The organism is Comamonas sp. BIGb0124 (genome assembly GCF_003752175.1).
In the GTDB taxonomy this organism is placed as follows: Bacteria; Pseudomonadota; Gammaproteobacteria; order Burkholderiales; family Burkholderiaceae_C; genus Comamonas_F.
Genome location: NZ_RJVF01000016.1, coordinates 99,352 through 115,064, shown reverse-complemented (window position 1 = coordinate 115,064; position 15,713 = coordinate 99,352). Strand labels below are relative to the sequence as shown.

The 15,713-nt window shown below is 69.7% G+C and carries 11 protein-coding genes; 3 read left to right on the top strand and 8 right to left on the bottom strand.

Annotated elements, in window-relative coordinates; genetic code table 11:
• Nucleotides 1-30: 30 nt before the first annotated feature.
• The 8 genes from EC845_RS21460 to EC845_RS21425 form a co-directional block, all read right to left on the bottom strand.
• Entirely contained in the window at nucleotides 31-1,497 is a 1,467-nt protein-coding gene (locus EC845_RS21460) for a TrkH family potassium uptake protein (RefSeq protein WP_123300424.1), read from the bottom strand.
• Between the two features lie 27 nt (nucleotides 1,498-1,524).
• On the bottom strand, nucleotides 1,525-2,991 hold the full coding sequence (gene trkA / locus EC845_RS21455; protein ID WP_123300422.1) for a Trk system potassium transporter TrkA: 1,467 nt from the start codon (nucleotides 2,989-2,991) through the stop codon (nucleotides 1,525-1,527).
• 43 nt (nucleotides 2,992-3,034) lie between these two features.
• Nucleotides 3,035-4,315: a glutamate-5-semialdehyde dehydrogenase gene (locus EC845_RS21450; protein ID WP_123300618.1), complete on the bottom strand. Its 1,281-nt coding sequence runs from the start codon at nucleotides 4,313-4,315 to the stop codon at nucleotides 3,035-3,037.
• 102 nt (nucleotides 4,316-4,417) lie between these two features.
• Complete coding sequence (locus tag EC845_RS21445) at nucleotides 4,418-6,748, bottom strand: molybdopterin cofactor-binding domain-containing protein (RefSeq protein ID WP_123300420.1); 2,331 nt, start codon at nucleotides 6,746-6,748, stop codon at nucleotides 4,418-4,420.
• Between the two features lie 46 nt (nucleotides 6,749-6,794).
• On the bottom strand, nucleotides 6,795-7,457 hold the full coding sequence (locus EC845_RS21440) for an isochorismatase family protein (protein WP_123300418.1): 663 nt from the start codon (nucleotides 7,455-7,457) through the stop codon (nucleotides 6,795-6,797).
• Nucleotides 7,454-8,527 carry a 2,5-dihydroxypyridine 5,6-dioxygenase gene (locus EC845_RS21435; RefSeq protein ID WP_123300416.1) on the bottom strand — a complete coding sequence of 358 codons (1,074 nt, stop codon included), beginning with the start codon at nucleotides 8,525-8,527 and terminating at the stop codon, nucleotides 7,454-7,456. The genes EC845_RS21440 and EC845_RS21435 overlap by 4 nt, the downstream gene beginning before the upstream one ends.
• A 64-nt stretch (nucleotides 8,528-8,591) precedes the next feature.
• Nucleotides 8,592-9,416, bottom strand: a complete 825-nt coding sequence (locus tag EC845_RS21430) for an alpha/beta fold hydrolase (protein ID WP_123300414.1) — start codon at nucleotides 9,414-9,416, stop codon at nucleotides 8,592-8,594.
• Between the two features lie 52 nt (nucleotides 9,417-9,468).
• Entirely contained in the window at nucleotides 9,469-10,236 is a 768-nt protein-coding gene (locus tag EC845_RS21425; protein WP_123300412.1) for an Asp/Glu racemase, read from the bottom strand.
• 350 nt (nucleotides 10,237-10,586) lie between these two features.
• Between EC845_RS21425 and EC845_RS21420 the strand changes: the two genes are divergently transcribed.
• From EC845_RS21420 to EC845_RS21410, 3 genes are all read left to right on the top strand, one after another.
• On the top strand, nucleotides 10,587-11,750 hold the full coding sequence (locus EC845_RS21420; protein ID WP_123300410.1) for an FAD-dependent monooxygenase: 1,164 nt from the start codon (nucleotides 10,587-10,589) through the stop codon (nucleotides 11,748-11,750).
• A 131-nt stretch (nucleotides 11,751-11,881) separates the two neighbouring features.
• A complete protein-coding gene (locus EC845_RS21415) occupies nucleotides 11,882-12,460 on the top strand; it encodes a (2Fe-2S)-binding protein (RefSeq protein ID WP_123300408.1) in 579 nt (192 codons plus the stop codon).
• A gap of 23 nt (nucleotides 12,461-12,483) precedes the next feature.
• Nucleotides 12,484-15,621, top strand: coding sequence for a c-type cytochrome (locus tag EC845_RS21410; protein ID WP_123300406.1), 3,138 nt, complete (start codon nucleotides 12,484-12,486; stop codon nucleotides 15,619-15,621).
• The last annotated feature ends 92 nt before the right edge of the window (nucleotides 15,622-15,713 follow it).

Here is a 15,713-nt window from a genome sequence, read left to right as displayed (position 1 = left end):
GCAGGCCGGGGCCCCGGCCCCGCCGCCCGGCTATTTTCGCCAGAAACCGGGCATCAGCAGCGCGATGAAACTGAGCATTTCCAGGCGTCCCAGCAGCATGCCCAGGGTGCAGACCGCGATCTGGAAGTCGTCGAGCACCGCAAAATTGGAATGCGGCCCGACCTCGCCCAGGCCCGGCCCCATGCAGTTGACGCTGGCCAGCACCGCAGAAAACGCCGTGACCAGATCGAGGTCGGTGAGCAGCAGCACCATCGTCAGCACCAGCACGGTACAGCCGTACATGAAGATGAAGGCCAGCACGGCAAAGATGACGTGGTTGTCGACCACCTTGCCGCCCAGCGTGACCGGACGGATGGCGCGCGGATGCGACAGCCGCTGCAGTTCGCGCTTGGCCTGCTTGAGCAGCAGCAGCAGGCGGACCATCTTGATGCCGCCGCCGGTCGAGCCCGCACTGGTGGCCACACCCGACAGCAGCAGCAGCATGACCGGTGCAAAGACCGGCCAGTGCAGATAGTCGGCGGTGGCATAACCCGTCGTGCTGGCCACCGAGATGGTGTTGAACATGCCGTAGCGCAGCGCCTCGGCCAGGGGGTAGATGTTCTTGTACCAGAGCAGCAGGCTCACGAACAGGCCGCTGCCCAGCATCACCAGCAGCGTGCCCCGCAGTTCGGGATCGTGCCAGAAACCGGCCAGGCTGCCGCGCCGCAGGGCGCTGAAATACAGCGCGAAGTTGCAGCTGGCCGCCAGCATGAAGACGACGGCGACCAGCTCCACGCGCAGCGACTTGAAATGCCCGAGGCTGGTGTCGTAGCTCGACAGGCCGCCCAGGCTGACGGTGGTGAACATGTGCATCAGCGCATCGAGCGGCCGCATGCCGGCCCACCAGTAGCCCAGCGCACAGAACAGCGACATGCCGGCGTAGACGCTCCACAGGCCCTTGGCGGTCTGCGCCATGCGCGGCGTGAGCTTGTTGTCCTTCATGGGGCCGGCCGCCTCGACCTTGAAGAGCTGGCTGCCGCCCACCCCCAGCAGCGGCAGCACCGCCACGGCCAGCACCAGCAGGCCCATGCCGCCCATCCACTGCAAGAAGGTGCGCCAGAAGTTGACGGAGACCGGCAGGCTGTCGAGCCCGGAAATCACCGTGCCGCCCGAGGTGGTGAGGCCCGAGACGGTTTCGAAATACGCATGGACAAAACTCAGCGGCCGGCCCATCTCGTGAAAGGCCAGCAGCAGCGGAATGGCCGCGAACAAGGGCATGACCACCCAGGCCAGCGTCACCAGCAGCAGGCCGTGGCGCGGCTGCATCTCGGTGCCGTGGCGGCGCAGTCCCAGCCACAGCATGCCGCCGGCCACCGCCGTCAGCACCATGCCGGCGATGTAGCTGTCGGCCATGCGGTCGCCCAGGTGAAGCGAGACGGCCAGGGGCGCGGCCATGGCGCCGGCCATCATCATCAGCAGCATGCCCAGCATGCTCAGGACAGGGAAGTGGTCGCGCATCGGAGTGCAGTCAGAAAGGGGCCGCGCTCAGCCGAAGAAGGTGGCGCGCGGCTGGAACAGCTTTTCGATCTCGCGCACCAGACGCTTGCGCGGCAGGAAGATCACCACGTGGTCGTTGCTCTCGATGACGAGGTCGTCGCTGGCGATCAGCACGCGCGGCCGGTCCTGACCGATGGCGCTGCGCACCGGCTTGGGCTTGCCCTCCTCGTCGTGGCCGGCGGGTTCGGGCATGCCGCGCACCACCAGGCCGATGGAGCAGCCCTCGGGCAGCTTCACGTCGCAGATGCGCTCGCCGACCACCCGCGAACTCTTGGCATCGCCGCGCACCACGATCTCGAGCGCTTCGGCCACGCCCCGGCGCAGGCTGTGCACGGCCTCGACGTCGCCGCGCCGCACATAGGCCAGCAACTCGCCGAGCATGGCCTGCGAAGGCGACAGCGCGATGTCGATCTGCGTGCCGTGCATCAGGTCGGCATAACTGCGCCGGTAGAGCAGCGACAGCACCCGCGTGGCCCCCATGCGCTTGGCCAGCAGGCACGACATGATGTTGTCCTCGTCGTCGCTGGTCAGGGCCAGGAACAGGTCCACGCCCTCGATGTGCTCTTCCTCGAGCAGATCCTCGTCGGTGGCGTCGCCGTTGAGCACCAGCACGTTGGAGGGCAGGCGCGAGGCCAGCTGCACGCAGCGCTCCTTGTCGGCCTCGATGATCTTGAGCGGCATCTTGCGGGCCAGCGCCAGCGCCACGCTTTCGCCGACCCGGCCGCCGCCGGCGATCATGATGCGGCGCACCGGCTGCTGCGCATGGTGCAGCGCGGCCAGCACCGGCTCGACGTGTTCGCGTGCCGACAGCACAAAGACCTCGTCGCCCGCCTCGATGCGCGTCGAGCCCTTGCAGACGATGAAACGGTCGGGCTGATCGGCCAGGCGTCGGTAGATGGCCACGATGCGCATGGCGGCATTGGGCACCCGCGCCGCCAGTTCGGAGATGCTGTGGTGCACCATGGGCGCACCCAGCACCGCGCGCACCGACAGCAGGCAGGCCGCGCCGCCGGCGAACTCGCGCACCTGCAGGGCCTCGGGGTAGTCGACCAGCTTGTCGATGTAGCGGGTGATCGACTCTTCCGGGCAGATCACGCAGTCGACGGCAAAGTTCTCCTTGGACAGCAGCGTGGCGTCCTCGCGGAAATCGGGCGCACGCACCCGCGCGATGCGGGTGGGAACGTTGAAGCTGGCGTGGGCGATCTTGCAGGCGGCCAGATTGGTCTCGTCCAGCGCCGCGCAGGCGATGAAGAGGTCGGCGTCGTGGGCTCCGGCCTCGGCCAGCACGCGCGGCTGGATGCCGCTGCCGACCACGCCGCGCAGGTCGAACCGGTCTTCGAGCGAACGCAGGCGCTGCGCATCGGTATCGATGACGGTGATGTCGTTGCCTTCGAAGACCAGACTTTCGGCCACGCTCTCGCCGACACGGCCGGCGCCCAGGATGATGATTTTCATGCGAAGGGTCGAGTGAGGGTGCGGGAGCGGACCGGGTCGGCGGTCACTGGCGGATTTCGCCCTGGCCCAGAACCACCCACTTGAGCGAGGTCAGGCCTTCGATGCCGACCGGCCCGCGGGCGTGGAACTTGTCGGTGCTGATGCCGATCTCGGCACCCAGGCCGTATTCGAAACCGTCGGCAAAACGGGTGCTGGTGTTCACCATGACGCTGGCCGAGTCCACCTCGCGCAGGAACTGCTGTGCATGCACATGGTCGCGCGTGAGGATGGCATCGGTGTGACGCGAGGAATACCGGTTGATGTGGGCGATGGCTTCGTCGACGCCGGCCACCACCTTGACGCTGATGATGGGGGCCAGGTACTCGGTCGACCAGTCGGCCTCGGTCGCGGCTTCGAGCCGGGCACCGGGGACGTCGCGCAGCAGCGCCAGGCTTTCGGGGCAGCCGCGCATCTCCACGCCCTTGTCGGCGAAGACACGGCCGATCAGCGGCAGGAAGGCCGCCGCCACGCCGCGCGCCACCAGCAGGCCTTCGCTGGCATTGCAGGGGCTGTACTTCTGGGTCTTGGCGTTGTCGGCGACCTTGACGGCGAGTTCGAGGTCGCAGGGGTCGTCGACGTAGGTGTGGCAGTTGCCGTCGAGGTGCTTGATCACGGGCACACGCGCGTCACGGCTCACGCGTTCGATGAGCGAACGCCCCCCCCGCGGGATGATGACGTCGACGTACTCGGGCATGGCGATGAGCTGCCCCACCGCCTCGCGGTCGATGGTGGGCACGAGCTGCACGGCATCCGGCGGCAGGCCGGCATCGGCCAGGGCCTGCTGCACCAGTCGGGCCAGTGCCTTGTTCGAATCGATGGCCTCGGAGCCGCCGCGCAGGATGGCCGCATTGCCGCTCTTGATCGCCAGGCTGGCCGCCTCGATGGTGACGTTGGGACGGCTCTCGTAGATCATGCCGAAGACACCCAGCGGCACACGCATCTGGCCCACGCGGATGCCCGAAGGCTGCTCGCGCAGTCCGCTGATCTCGCCGATGATGTCGGGCATGGCGGCCAGTTGCTCGCAGCCCAGCGCCACGGTCTCGAGGATCCGGGGCGTGAGCTTGAGCCGATCGAGCATGGGGCCGGTCAGGCCGGCGGCCTCGGCCCGCTGCAGGTCGAGACGGTTGTCGGCCTGCAGCGATTCGGTTTCACGGCGCAGCAGCTCGGCCAGGCGCAGCAGGGCCCGATTCTTGACGGCGGCGCCGGCGCGGGCCATATGGGCGGATGCGGCCTTGGCCTGCGAGCCCAGCGTCTGCATCAGTTCATGGGTGTTGATCGCGTTCATGGCCGGCATTTTCTCACGTCTGCCGCCCTGTCCGCTGGGGCCGTCAAGACATCCTCCCCGGCCCCCAAAGCCGGGAACCCCATGCGTAGAAAGAATCTTCTGCTACGAAATCTGTATTTCCGTGTCGTCCACCGTGTGCACGCCACGCCACGCCAGGGCCTGCCGGATGCGCTGCGGCGTGAACGGCGGCTCGCGGAAACGGCAGCCGGTGGCGTCGAACAGGGCATTGGCGATGGCCGCCGCACCCGGCACCGAGGCCGATTCGCCCGCGCCCATGGGGGGCTCGTCCTGCCGGTCCATGAGCAGGACGTCGATCTCCGGCAGATCGGCAAAACCGATGATGGGGTAGGCGCCCCACTCCCGGCTGGCCACGCCCTGGGCATTGAAGTCGACCCGCTCGAGCAACGCGCGCGACAGCGACTGGATGACATTGCCGTGGATCTGGTGACGCACGCCGTCGGGGTTGACCATCATGCCGGTGTCCTGCGCCACCACGATCCGGTTCACGCGGATGCGGCCGCTGGCCGGCTCGACCTGGAGATCGACCACCCAGGCGGCCCAGGCGGCGCCGAAGCCGGGAAAACGGCTGTGCACATACCGCGCGTAGGCCACGCCCCGCCCCCGCAGCAGGCCGTCCGGACCGGGCGCGCCGCGGCTGCCCCGGTCACCCGCTTGCCAGGCGGCGCGCTGCGCCACGGCGCCGACCAGATCGGCGGCGCGACGGTCGTCGAGGTGGCGCAAGCGGAACTCGACCGGATCGGCGCCGGCCTCGAAGGCCAGTTCGTCGAGCAGGCAATCGTGCGCGAACGAATTCGGCAAGGCCGAGACGCCGCGCAGCCAGGACGACCGCACCAGCGGCGGCATGTCGTGGCAGACCACCCGCAGGTGCGGATACCGGTAGGGCGGCACGGCGGTGCGGTCGCCCATTTCCAGGGTGCGGGGCTCGGCCGACACCTTGCCCGTCAGCAGCAGGGCCAGCAGCGGCGCGTCGTTGGACGGGTAGCGGGTCGCAAAATCGTAGGCCAACAGGTTGCCGCGTTCGTCGAGCGCCCCCTGCACCTCCATGAGCTGGGCCGTGCCCTTGGGCTCCCAGACATGCTCCTGCTCGCGCGTGAGCTGCACACGCACGGGCGAACCCACGGCGCGGGCCAGCAGCGCGGCATCGGCGCAGACGTCGTCGGCGCAGTTGCGTCCGTAGCAGCCGGCGGCTTCCAGACGGACGATCTCGATGTTCTGTTCACCCGCGCCCAGCAAGCGGTCGAGGTCGATGCGCAGCATGTGCGGGTTCTGGGTGCCGGACCACACCGTCAATTGCTCGCCGCGCCATTCGGCTACCGCGCAGGACGGCCCGATCGAGGCGTGCATCTGATAGGGCCAGACATAGGTCCGCTGCAGAGCCACGGCGGCATCGGCCAGGGCGGCGTCGGCATCGCCCTGGGCCAGCAGCGGGCGCAGGACGGACGGATGGCCGCGCAGGGCCGCCGCCAGATCGGAGAGGTCCGGCGCGGGCGGCGGCTCGCGCCACTGCACCCGCAACACACGCGCGGCCGCCGCCGCCTGCTCTTCGCGATCGGCGACCACACCGACGAAATCCCCGTCGACCACCACGGCCACATGGCCCGGCAGATGCTGCACCGAAGCCGCATCGACCGACAGCAGGCTGCGGCCGATGAACGGCCCGGCATCGCGCCCGTGGTAAGGCGGGCGCAGCACACGGCCGTGGCGCATGCCGGGCACCCGCACGTCGTGCACGAAGGTGAGCGCGCCGGTGGCCTTGGCCGGAATATCGACCCGCGCCGCACCGCGCCCCACGATGCGGTACTCGCCGGCGGGCTTGAGCTTGACGCTCTCGGCCAGACGGAAGACATCCTGGCGGCCCGACAGCAGCGCGGCGTAAGAAAGGCGCCGCGGCGCGGCACCGTCGCCGCCGCCGTCGCTTGCGACATCGCAGATCACATGGCCATCGGCCGCGCGCACCTGCGCGGCCGGCACACCGAAGACCGATGCCGCCAGCACCAGCAGGTGCTCGCGCGCCTGCGCCGCCGCCCGCCGCAGCGGCACGGCCGAGATCTGGATGGTCGCACTCGCGATGGTGGGCCCCTGGTTGGGCGCGCCCTCGGTATGGCCGAGCACCATCTCGACCTGTGACAGGGCCACCTCCAGCTCCTCGGCCACGATCTGGGCCAGGGCGGTGCGGATGCCGGTCCCGAGGTCGACGTGGCCGTTGAAGGCCATCACGCGGGCCGGCCGATCGGCCCCCTCGTCGAGCACGGCGACAAAGATGTCGGGCGTGCCCGGCACATAGTCGGATGCCGCACCCGGCTGGCCCGGCGCCGGCCGGGCACCCGCCACCGGGTCGCGCACGATGAGAAGCGCGCCCTGGCGGCTGAGCAGATCCTGACGCTGGAGGCGGGGCTGGGGTAGCGGGGTCATGGCAAGGCAGCGAGGGTCGGGGGCGGTCGGCGTCGGGGCGTGAGGTTCAGCCCAGTGCCTCGACGCTGGCCAGCGCCTGCGCCAGGGGCATCACGGCCGCGTACTTCTGCGCCATGTCGAAGAGATTGGCATGGTGCGGGCCCAGCGCGCGGTCGCCCACGCAATCGGCCACCACCAGCGGGCGGAAACCCGCCTGCATGGCATCGACCACGCTGGCGCGCACGCAGCCGCTGGTCACGCAGCCGGCCACCAGCAGCGTCTGCACGCCGCGCTGGGCCAGCCAGGGTGCCAGCATGGTGCCGAAGAACGCCGAGGGCGTGCTCTTGCGCACCACGTACTCGCCGGCCGCCGGCGCGAGCTCGGGCACGATGGCGCTGGCCGGGCTGTCTTCCTTGAGCGTGAGCATGCCCGGCACCTTGAGACAGAAGATGTTGCTGTCGGCATCGTCGTCCGAGAACACGATGCGGCTGTGCGCCACCGGCCAGCCCTGGGCTCGCGCATGCGCCAGCAGGTGCGTGGTCTGCGCGATGGCCTCGGGAATGTTGCCGCCGCCGAACACCGCCGGATCGGCAAAGCCGTTGACGAAGTCGATGACGAGCAGGCCGAACGGCGCCTTGAGCGGCAGCGGCGTGCCGAAGCCCTGCCGTGCGTAGGCCGAGACGTCGCCTTCGACGCCGGCGATGGGGAGGGTCTGGGTGTCGTTGCTCACAGCAGTCCTTTTCTGGCCGCCGCGTAGGCCAGGCCGATGTCGTCCTGCACCACGCCGTCGATCACGGTGGGGGTGCCGTCGAGCGCCACGCTGCAGCGGCGCATGGGAATGTCGATGTGGCAGGCCGTGGTGCGGCTACCGCCGGCTTCGTTGTTGGGGCCCATGGACCACAGGAAGTTGCCTTCGAAGGCCCGGGCATCCATGCCGATATGGGTTTCCTTGTTGTAGTGACCCAGCATCGACCATTGTGCGCGCGGCTGCAGGCCCCAGCCGATGTGCGAGACCGCATAGGCCTCGGGGTCCTCGAAGGTGGCCATGTATTCCTTGAGCAGATCGGCCTGCAGGCCGCCCTCGATGGCGCGCACGTAGCCTTCGCGGATGTCCAGGCGGATGGGCTCGGTGACGTAGTCCTTCATGGGCAGCAGGATGTCGCCGCGGTCGAGCACCACCACGCCGTTGCTCTGCCCTTCGTTGGGCCAGGTCAGCACGAAACCGCTGGGCCAGTGATCCCAGCGTCCCGGCTCGTCGACATAGCCGTACTCGCGGATCGCCGGGAACTCGCCCAGGGCACAGCGCAGATCGGTGCCGGCGGCCGAGGTCACGTGCATCTCGCGTGCGGCCTCGATGCGCTGCGAAGCGGCGCTCACGCGGACGCGGTCGCCTTCGGTGGGCACCAGGCGGCACAGCACCTCGGGCGGCTCGACGGCCAGCAGGATCTTGGTGCCGGCCGACAGGATCTCGTGCTGCTCGGGCGAGAACAGCAGCGTCATCAGGTCGAGCACCAGGTCGCTGGCCTTGAGCGCGGCGATCGCCGCGTGGTTGCCCGTCAGCGGCGTCGTGCCCAGGTAGGCCAGCGAATCGCGGCTGAGGGCCTTCTCGGCATTGACGGGCGGCAGATCGAGCCGGTTGACCAGAGCCCCCATGTCGCTGGCTGCGGCAATGGCGCAGCGCAGGGTCTGGGGGTGGGTGTCGGCGCTGGTCAGCACGGTCACGGTCTGGCCGGCCTGCAGCTTGGACAGAGTCAGAACCTGTTTCCAGGCCTTCATCAGATCGATGTCGCTCACGGACATGGTGTGCTCTCCTGCATAAGGAAGAAAGGGGATCGGTCGGGCGGCGGAACGGGGCGGACGGCCCTCAGTCCAGCCGGTGGCCCAGGACGTCGTCGAAGGCGGCGTAGAAACCTTCCTCGTTGTCCCAGGGAATCATGTGGCCGGCCGCAGGCACGCGATGGTGCTGGGTCTGCGGAGCCAGTTGCTGCCACTCGGCCACGTCGTCGTCGCGCACCACGTCGCCGCGTTCGGCGGTGATCAGGCGCAGCGGATGCTTGATATGCGGCAGATCGGCATGGATGTCGTCGGTGCCGAAGTCCTCGAAGCTCTGCACGATGGCGGGCTCGTGGCAGGTGTGCAGCCACTGGGCACGCAACTGGCGCTGCGCCTCGGTCCAGGTCGGGCAGAAGGCCTTCATGTCTTCGGCCGACATGCCCCGCGTCGCCTGCCGGATGGAATCCACGTACCAGGGCAGCTTGGCCGGATAGGCCCGCCGCCCGGGCCCGGAGACCGGCGGATCGACGATGATCAGCTGCGACAGGCCGGCCGGCTGGCTGCGCGCCGCACGCACCGCGATGCGGCCGCCCATCGAGTGGCCGACCAGCGTATAGCGTTTCAGGCCCAGCGCCTGCGCCAGGGCGACGACGTCGGCGGCCTGGGCGTCCAGGCTGTAGTCCAGCCCCGGGCCGGACGACGACAGGCCGCGGCCCCGCACGTCCAGCACATAGGTGTCGACGTGGCGGCCGAAGCGTTCGGCCACGAAGCCCCAGGTCACCGCCGGGCTGGTGATGCCGGGAATCAGGATGACGGGATCGCGCCTGGCGCGCTCGCCGTCGCTGCCGCCGTAACGCAGCACGTGCTGGCGGATGCCGTTGGCATGCACGTTGGCGCCGTAAAGAAAATTGCTCATGCAGAACTCCAAGCAAGGACCGTGACAGGACGACGACGCGCCGGGCGCTTCGTCAGTCGGCGTAGGGATAGGCGCCCGACAGCAAGGCCCCCGCGCCCGGCACCACCGGATCGAGCTTGAGCTCCTTCAGGATCGCGTATGTGGTGGCGATGGCCGCCGTCAGCACCGGCTTGCCGGTCTGGGCCTCGACCTGCGCGACCGCCGGCAGCGAAGGCATCTGCACGCAGGCCGACAGCACGATGACGTCGGCATCGGCCACGTTCATGCCGGCGACGATGCCGGGCAGCCTGGCCGGGTCGTGGCGGCCGACATCGAGGTTGTCGGGGATCTCGAGGGCGCGCCAGTCGACGATCTCGAAGCCTTCGTTGGCGATGTAGTCCCGCACCAGTTGCGTGAGCGGCAGCATGTAGGGCGCCACCAGCGCGATCTTCTTGGCACCCATCACCTTCAGCGCATCGACCAGCGCGCCCGCGCTGGTGATCACCGGCGCCGTGGCGCCGTTGCTGGCCGTGCGTTCGGTCAGGCGGGCCTGCGAGACCCGGTGGTAACCGTGCCCCATGGCCATGATGGCCACCAGGCAGGCATAACCCAGCACGTCGACCTGCGCATCGCTGAGCTCGAGCGCGCAGCGGTCGCTTTCGGCATCCATCGCAGCCAGTTCGTCCTTCTGCACGGTCTTCATGCGCATGCGGCTGGAATGGAAGGTGAAGCGGTCGTGCGGGCGGATCTGCTGGTGGGCCAGCAGCATGGCCGGCACTTCGGTTTCCATCGTGGTGTTGGAGCTCGGCACGATCTGGCCGATGCGGTAGGTCTTGCTCATGGTTGTTTTCCCGTTGGTGGCGCAGCGGTCTGGATGCGCTTTGAAAAGAGCCCACATTTAGGCGTACACACTTGATTCTCACAGATCGCACGCCGTCTGACAAACCTATTTCGACACCAAGGAAAACCGCACCAAAACAACCACTTCAATTCACCAAAACGGATAGAAAAGCATCGATTTGGTGCATGAAAAAAGACAGGTGACAAGAGCATATTCAAGTGTGTACACTTAAAACAAAGCACGCAAGAGCTGGAACGTTTCGTGCTTTTCAGAACCTGTCACAACGCCGGGCGGCGCCCACACCGCAGCCGCCGGCTCACGTCATCGCACCCACAAGCCAGGAGTTAACCGTGTCATCACAACCCCGCATCGCCATCGTCGGCGCCGGACTCGGCGGAGCCGCCGCAGCCGCGCTCATGGCCCAGGCCGGCCTGAACGTCCGTGTCTACGAACAAGCCCCTTCGTTCTCGCGCCAGGGCGCGGGCATCCACGTCGGCCCCAACGTCATGAAGATCCTGCGCCAGATCGGCATCGAGGACGCCCTCAACGCGCAGGGCTCGCATCCCGACTACTGGTACAGCCGCCACTGGGAAACGGGCGACATCCTGGCCCAGATCCCCCTGGGCGACTACGCGGTCAAGACCTACGGCGCCAGCTACCTCACGGTGCACCGCGGCGACTTCCACGCCCTGATGATCGACGCCCTGCCCGACGGCATGGTGGTCTTCGACAAGCACCTGAAGCAGGTCGAGGACCTCGGCCATGTGGTCCGCCTGAGCTTCTCGGACGGCACGGTCGAGGAGGCCGACCTGGTGATCGGCGCCGACGGCGTGAACTCGTGCATCCGCGACACCCTGCTGGGTGCCGAGCCGCCGAAGTACGCCGGCTACCTGGCCCACCGCGCCGTGTTCCCGACGCCCGTCGACAGCGGCGCGCTGCCCTTCGACGCCTGCGTCAAGTGGTGGTCCGAAGACCGCCACATGATGACCTACTTCGTCACCGGCAAACAAGACGAGATCTACTATGTCACCGGCGTGCCGGTCGAGCAATGGGACCTCAACGACCGCTGGCTGCCGAGCAGCCGCGAAGAGATGCGCGAAGCCTTCTCGGGCTGGCACTCGACCGTGCAGGCCCTGATCGACAACACGGTGGAAGTGACCAAATGGTCGCTGCTCGAACGCGATCCGCTGCCGCTGTGGAGCCGTGGCCGACTGGTGCTGCTGGGCGATGCCTGCCACCCCATGAAGCCCCACATGGCCCAGGGCGCGGCCATGGCCATCGAAGATGCCGCCATGCTCACCCGCTGCTTCAAGGAAGTCGGCGCCAACCACCACACCCTGGCCTTCGCCCTGTACGAAGCCAACCGCGCCGAACGCGCCAGCAAGGTCCAGCGCATCTCGCACGACAACACCTGGCTGCGCACCAACGAAGATCCCAGCTGGTGTTTCGGCTACGACGTCTTCAACGTGCCCCTGGTCGAACCCAAGAAGGCACAGGAGCCCGTGGCAGCCTGAGCGCCCGGCGACACGGCGCCGGCAGCGTCCCGCGGATCGGACGCGCACGCTTCTTGCGTCGGTTCGCTGCATGCGGCAGCGCAGGGCCTGGACAGGGCCCGCGCTGCCCTGTCGTTTCCAGCACCCCCATCATGAGCAGCAGTCCATCCCCGCACGTCCACCCCGCGCCCGCCCCGACCGGCACGTCCGAGCCGCTGACCCTCGAGGTCAACGGCCAGGCCTGCCGGGTGGCGGCGGCTCCGGGCACGCCGCTGCTCTACGTGCTGCGCAACGACCTCGAACTCAACGGCCCCAAGTACGGTTGCGGTCTGGGTGAATGCGGGGCCTGCACCGTGCTGGTCGACGGTGTGGCCGCCCGCTCGTGCGTGATCCCCGTCAAGGGCGTGGCCGGACGCCGCGTGACCACCCTCGAAGGACTGGCCTGCGCCGGCCGGCCCGGCCCCACGCAGCAGGCCTTCATCGACTGCCAGGCCGCGCAGTGCGGTTACTGCCTCAACGGCATGATCATGACCACCGAGGCCCTGCTGCGCCGCAAGCCGCAGCCCACCGACCACGAGATCCGCCAGGAACTGCACCACAACCTGTGCCGCTGCGGCACCCATATCGAGATCCTGCGGGCCGCCCACCGGGCCGTGGATCTCCATGCAGCCGCATCGGCCCGATTGGGCCCATTGGCCACTCCGGACGATATGCCGCCCGGCGCCGATTGACAGCCCACAGCCCCCCGAACCCCATGGACCTCACGGATCCGCAGGCCAGCCCCAAGGCCCCGCCCTCCCCCCCGCCCACGCTGCCGCGCGAGGTCCTGCACGGCGCCGTGCTGCGGCCGCCGACCCTGGCGTGGGACGGCAGCCGCTACCGCGGCGATCTGCTCGAATCGATGGATCTGGCCCACGCCCAGGCGCTGCCCGGCGTGATCGCTGCGGTGCGCATCCAGCACTACGTCGGCCTGGCCGCCGTCTCGCCCATCCTGGCCCGCCAGGCCGCCGACAGCCTGCAGCTCCGCTGGCACAGGCCCGACCCCACGCTGCAGCAGGCAGCGCAGGCCCGGCGCCCCCCCACCCCGGCCACCGCCGCAGACGACACGCGCTACATCTGGTCGCCCGGTACGGCCGGCGCAGCGGTCTCGGGCGAGGCCGTCGCCTGGTGCCTGCAGCGCGCCGCCACCGTGTGGCTGCCGCTCGCCCCCGAACACCTCGACCCATGCCGCCGCGAGCTCGCCCGCCTGCTCCAGTGGGACGAACACCAGATCGTGGTGGTGTCCACCGAGCCGGCCGGCACGGCGGCGGCGGACGTCCTCTCGGCCGTGGATGCCGCCGCCGACGCGGCCCTGCTGTCGCGCGCGACCGGTCGTCCGGTGCGTGTTGCCCTGCATGCAGGCAGCCGCCCGCCCGTGCGGCTCGAGCTGGCCGTGCCGGTCTGCCCGCCCTTCACGGACGGCGCCGACGGCACGCCGGGCGCACCGTCGGCTCCACCCGGTTCGGCTGACGACGGCGAGGCCGAATCCGCCGACACCGGCACCGCACCGGCCAGCGCGAGCCCACCGGTCCTGCAGGCCGAAGCGCCGTGGGCCGTGCGGCCCAGCCTGGCCCGCCTGCTGAGCCAGCCGGCCCAGGCCACGCCGCAGGCCGAAGCGGCTCCTGCCGAGCTGGTGGCCATCCGCCGCACGGCAGCCGCCGGTGCGGCCCCGCTCAACCACGCGGACGGCACCCACCTGCTGGCCGCACAGGTGTTTGCCCAGGAAAGCCTGGTCGACGAGTACAGCCGCCGCCATGGCCAGGACCCGGTGGCCTACCGCCTGGAGCGCCTGGCCAGCGAGCCGGCCCGCCGACTGGTCCGCGATGTCGCCGCACGCGCCGACTGGCAGCCGGCCGGCGGCGTCGCCGGCAACGCGCAGGCGCTGTCGACGCAGACCCGGCCCGACACCCGACTGCGCGGCCGGGGCTTCGCCTATGCGCAGGCGCCCGAAGCCGGCGGCACGGCCTGGAGCGCGTGGGTGGCCGAAGTCGCCATCGACCCGGCCAGCGGCCAGATCGATGTGACGCGGGTCGTCGTCGGCCACGACAGCCAGTCGCTGTCACCCGCACGCAGCGCACCGATCGACGACGCCCACCTGCTGGCACAGGCCCGCCAGTTGCTGGCGGCGCCCGCGCGCTTCGACGACTGGGGCGCACTGCCGCCCGAAACCGCAGGCGGCAGCGCGCAGGCCTCGACCGCCATCGCCCCGGCAGTCACCCCGTCCGACTTGCCCGTGCCCACCGCCGAGCCCGACGCCAGCCGGCCGGCGGTCGATCAGGGCCGCCTGGCGCTCGACGGCGTGCTCACGCTGCCCGCCGCCGCCGCCGTGGCCAATGCCATTTACGACGCCACCGGCGTGCGGCTGCGCCAGGCCCCCTTCGATGCCGAACAGTTGCGCCTGGCCCTGCAAGCGCCGCCGGCCGTGCGCGGCCGGGGTGCCTCGTCTGCCGCCTGGTTCAGGAAGACCTGGGGCTGGCTGGCCGCCGGGGCAACCGCCGCCGCGGGCCTGGCCGCCATGGCCTGGCCGGTCAAGGCGCCCATCGCTCCCACGGCCGGACCCGACGTCTCGCTCTATTCCGCAGCCGCCATCGAGCGGGGCCGGCTAGTGGCCGCCGCGGGCGACTGCATCGTCTGCCACACTGCGGCGGGTGGCGAGGCCAACGCGGGCGGCCTGGGGCTGGACACCCCCTTCGGCACCATCTACAGCACCAACATCACGCCCGACAACGACACCGGCATCGGCCGCTGGTCGTACAGCGCTTTCGAGCGGGCCATGCGCGAAGGCGTGCACCAGGACGGCCGGCAGCTCTACCCCGCCTTTCCCTACACGGCCTTCGCCAAGATGAGCGATGCCGACATGCAGGCGCTCTACGGCTACCTGATGTCGCAGCCCGCCGTGCGCGCCGAGCCGCCCAGGACCGAACTGGCCTTCCCCTACAACCTGCGCCCCACGCTGGCCGGCTGGAACATGCTGTTCCACGACAACACGCCCTATCGGCCCGATCCCACGCAGAGCCTCGAATGGAACCGCGGCGCCTACCTGGTGCAGGGCGCGGGCCACTGCGGCGCCTGTCACACGCCACGCAACAGCCTGGGCGGCGAAAAGACCGGCACGGCCAACTTCCTGGCCGGCGGCAGCGCCGAAGGCTGGAACGCGCCCGCGCTCAACCGGCTGGCCGAAGGACCCCGGCCGTGGACCGCGGAGGAACTGTACCAGTACATGCGGACCGGTTTCTCGACCCGCCACGGCGTCGCGGCCGGCCCCATGGCTCCCGTGATCCATGGCCTGGCCGAGCTGCCGGAGCAGGATGTGCGCGCCATCTCGACCTACCTGATGGCCCTGTCGCCCGAGTCGCCTGCACAGACGGCTTCGGCAGACGCCCGGACGCCAACGCCAACGCCAACGCCAACAGCCCCGGCCACCCTTGCGCCCCAGGCCCTGGCGGCGCTGCCCGCGGACACGGCGGCGGCCGCTCGGACACCGGCGGCCGGCACGACTGCGACACCCGTCTACGCCGCCCACGTCAACGGCGAACGCCTCTACCAGAACGCCTGCGCCGCCTGCCACGAAGCGGGCCAGGGGCCGACGCTGTTCGGCGTCAAGCCTTCGCTGGCGCTCAACACCAACGTCCACAGCGCGCAGCCCGACAACCTCGTCCAGGTCATCCTGCACGGCATCCAGGACCCGGCCAACGGCGAACTGGGCTACATGCCCGGTTTCCAGGACAGCCTCGACGACAGCCAGATCGCCGACCTGCTCGGTTACCTGCGGGCCCGCTTCGCACCGGACCAACCGGCCTGGACGGACAGCGCCGCCGCCGTGGCCCGGGTACGGCAGGGGCATGCGCCCTGACCACCCAAAAAGAAACCCCAGGCAGTCATGAGCCACCTGGGGTTTCCCGCCCCGGCCGATCCGCGAGGACAGGCGGGACTGCATGCCGGCCT

Excerpts from the sequence above, each read along its gene's own strand:
- EC845_RS21410 (WP_123300406.1), top strand. The coding sequence starts at position 12,484 with ATGGACCTCACGGATCCGCAGGCCAGCCCCAAGGCCCCGCCCTCCCCC.
- EC845_RS21445 (WP_123300420.1), bottom strand. The coding sequence starts at position 6,748 with ATGACCCCGCTACCCCAGCCCCGCCTCCAGCGTCAGGATCTGCTCAGC.
- trkA (WP_123300422.1), bottom strand. The coding sequence starts at position 2,991 with ATGAAAATCATCATCCTGGGCGCCGGCCGTGTCGGCGAGAGCGTGGCC.
- EC845_RS21435 (WP_123300416.1), bottom strand. The coding sequence starts at position 8,527 with ATGTCCGTGAGCGACATCGATCTGATGAAGGCCTGGAAACAGGTTCTG.
- EC845_RS21450 (WP_123300618.1), bottom strand. The coding sequence starts at position 4,315 with ATGAACGCGATCAACACCCATGAACTGATGCAGACGCTGGGCTCGCAG.
- EC845_RS21415 (WP_123300408.1), top strand. The coding sequence starts at position 11,882 with ATGAGCAGCAGTCCATCCCCGCACGTCCACCCCGCGCCCGCCCCGACC.
- EC845_RS21425 (WP_123300412.1), bottom strand. The coding sequence starts at position 10,236 with ATGAGCAAGACCTACCGCATCGGCCAGATCGTGCCGAGCTCCAACACC.
- EC845_RS21430 (WP_123300414.1), bottom strand. The coding sequence starts at position 9,416 with ATGAGCAATTTTCTTTACGGCGCCAACGTGCATGCCAACGGCATCCGC.
- EC845_RS21460 (WP_123300424.1), bottom strand. The coding sequence starts at position 1,497 with ATGCGCGACCACTTCCCTGTCCTGAGCATGCTGGGCATGCTGCTGATG.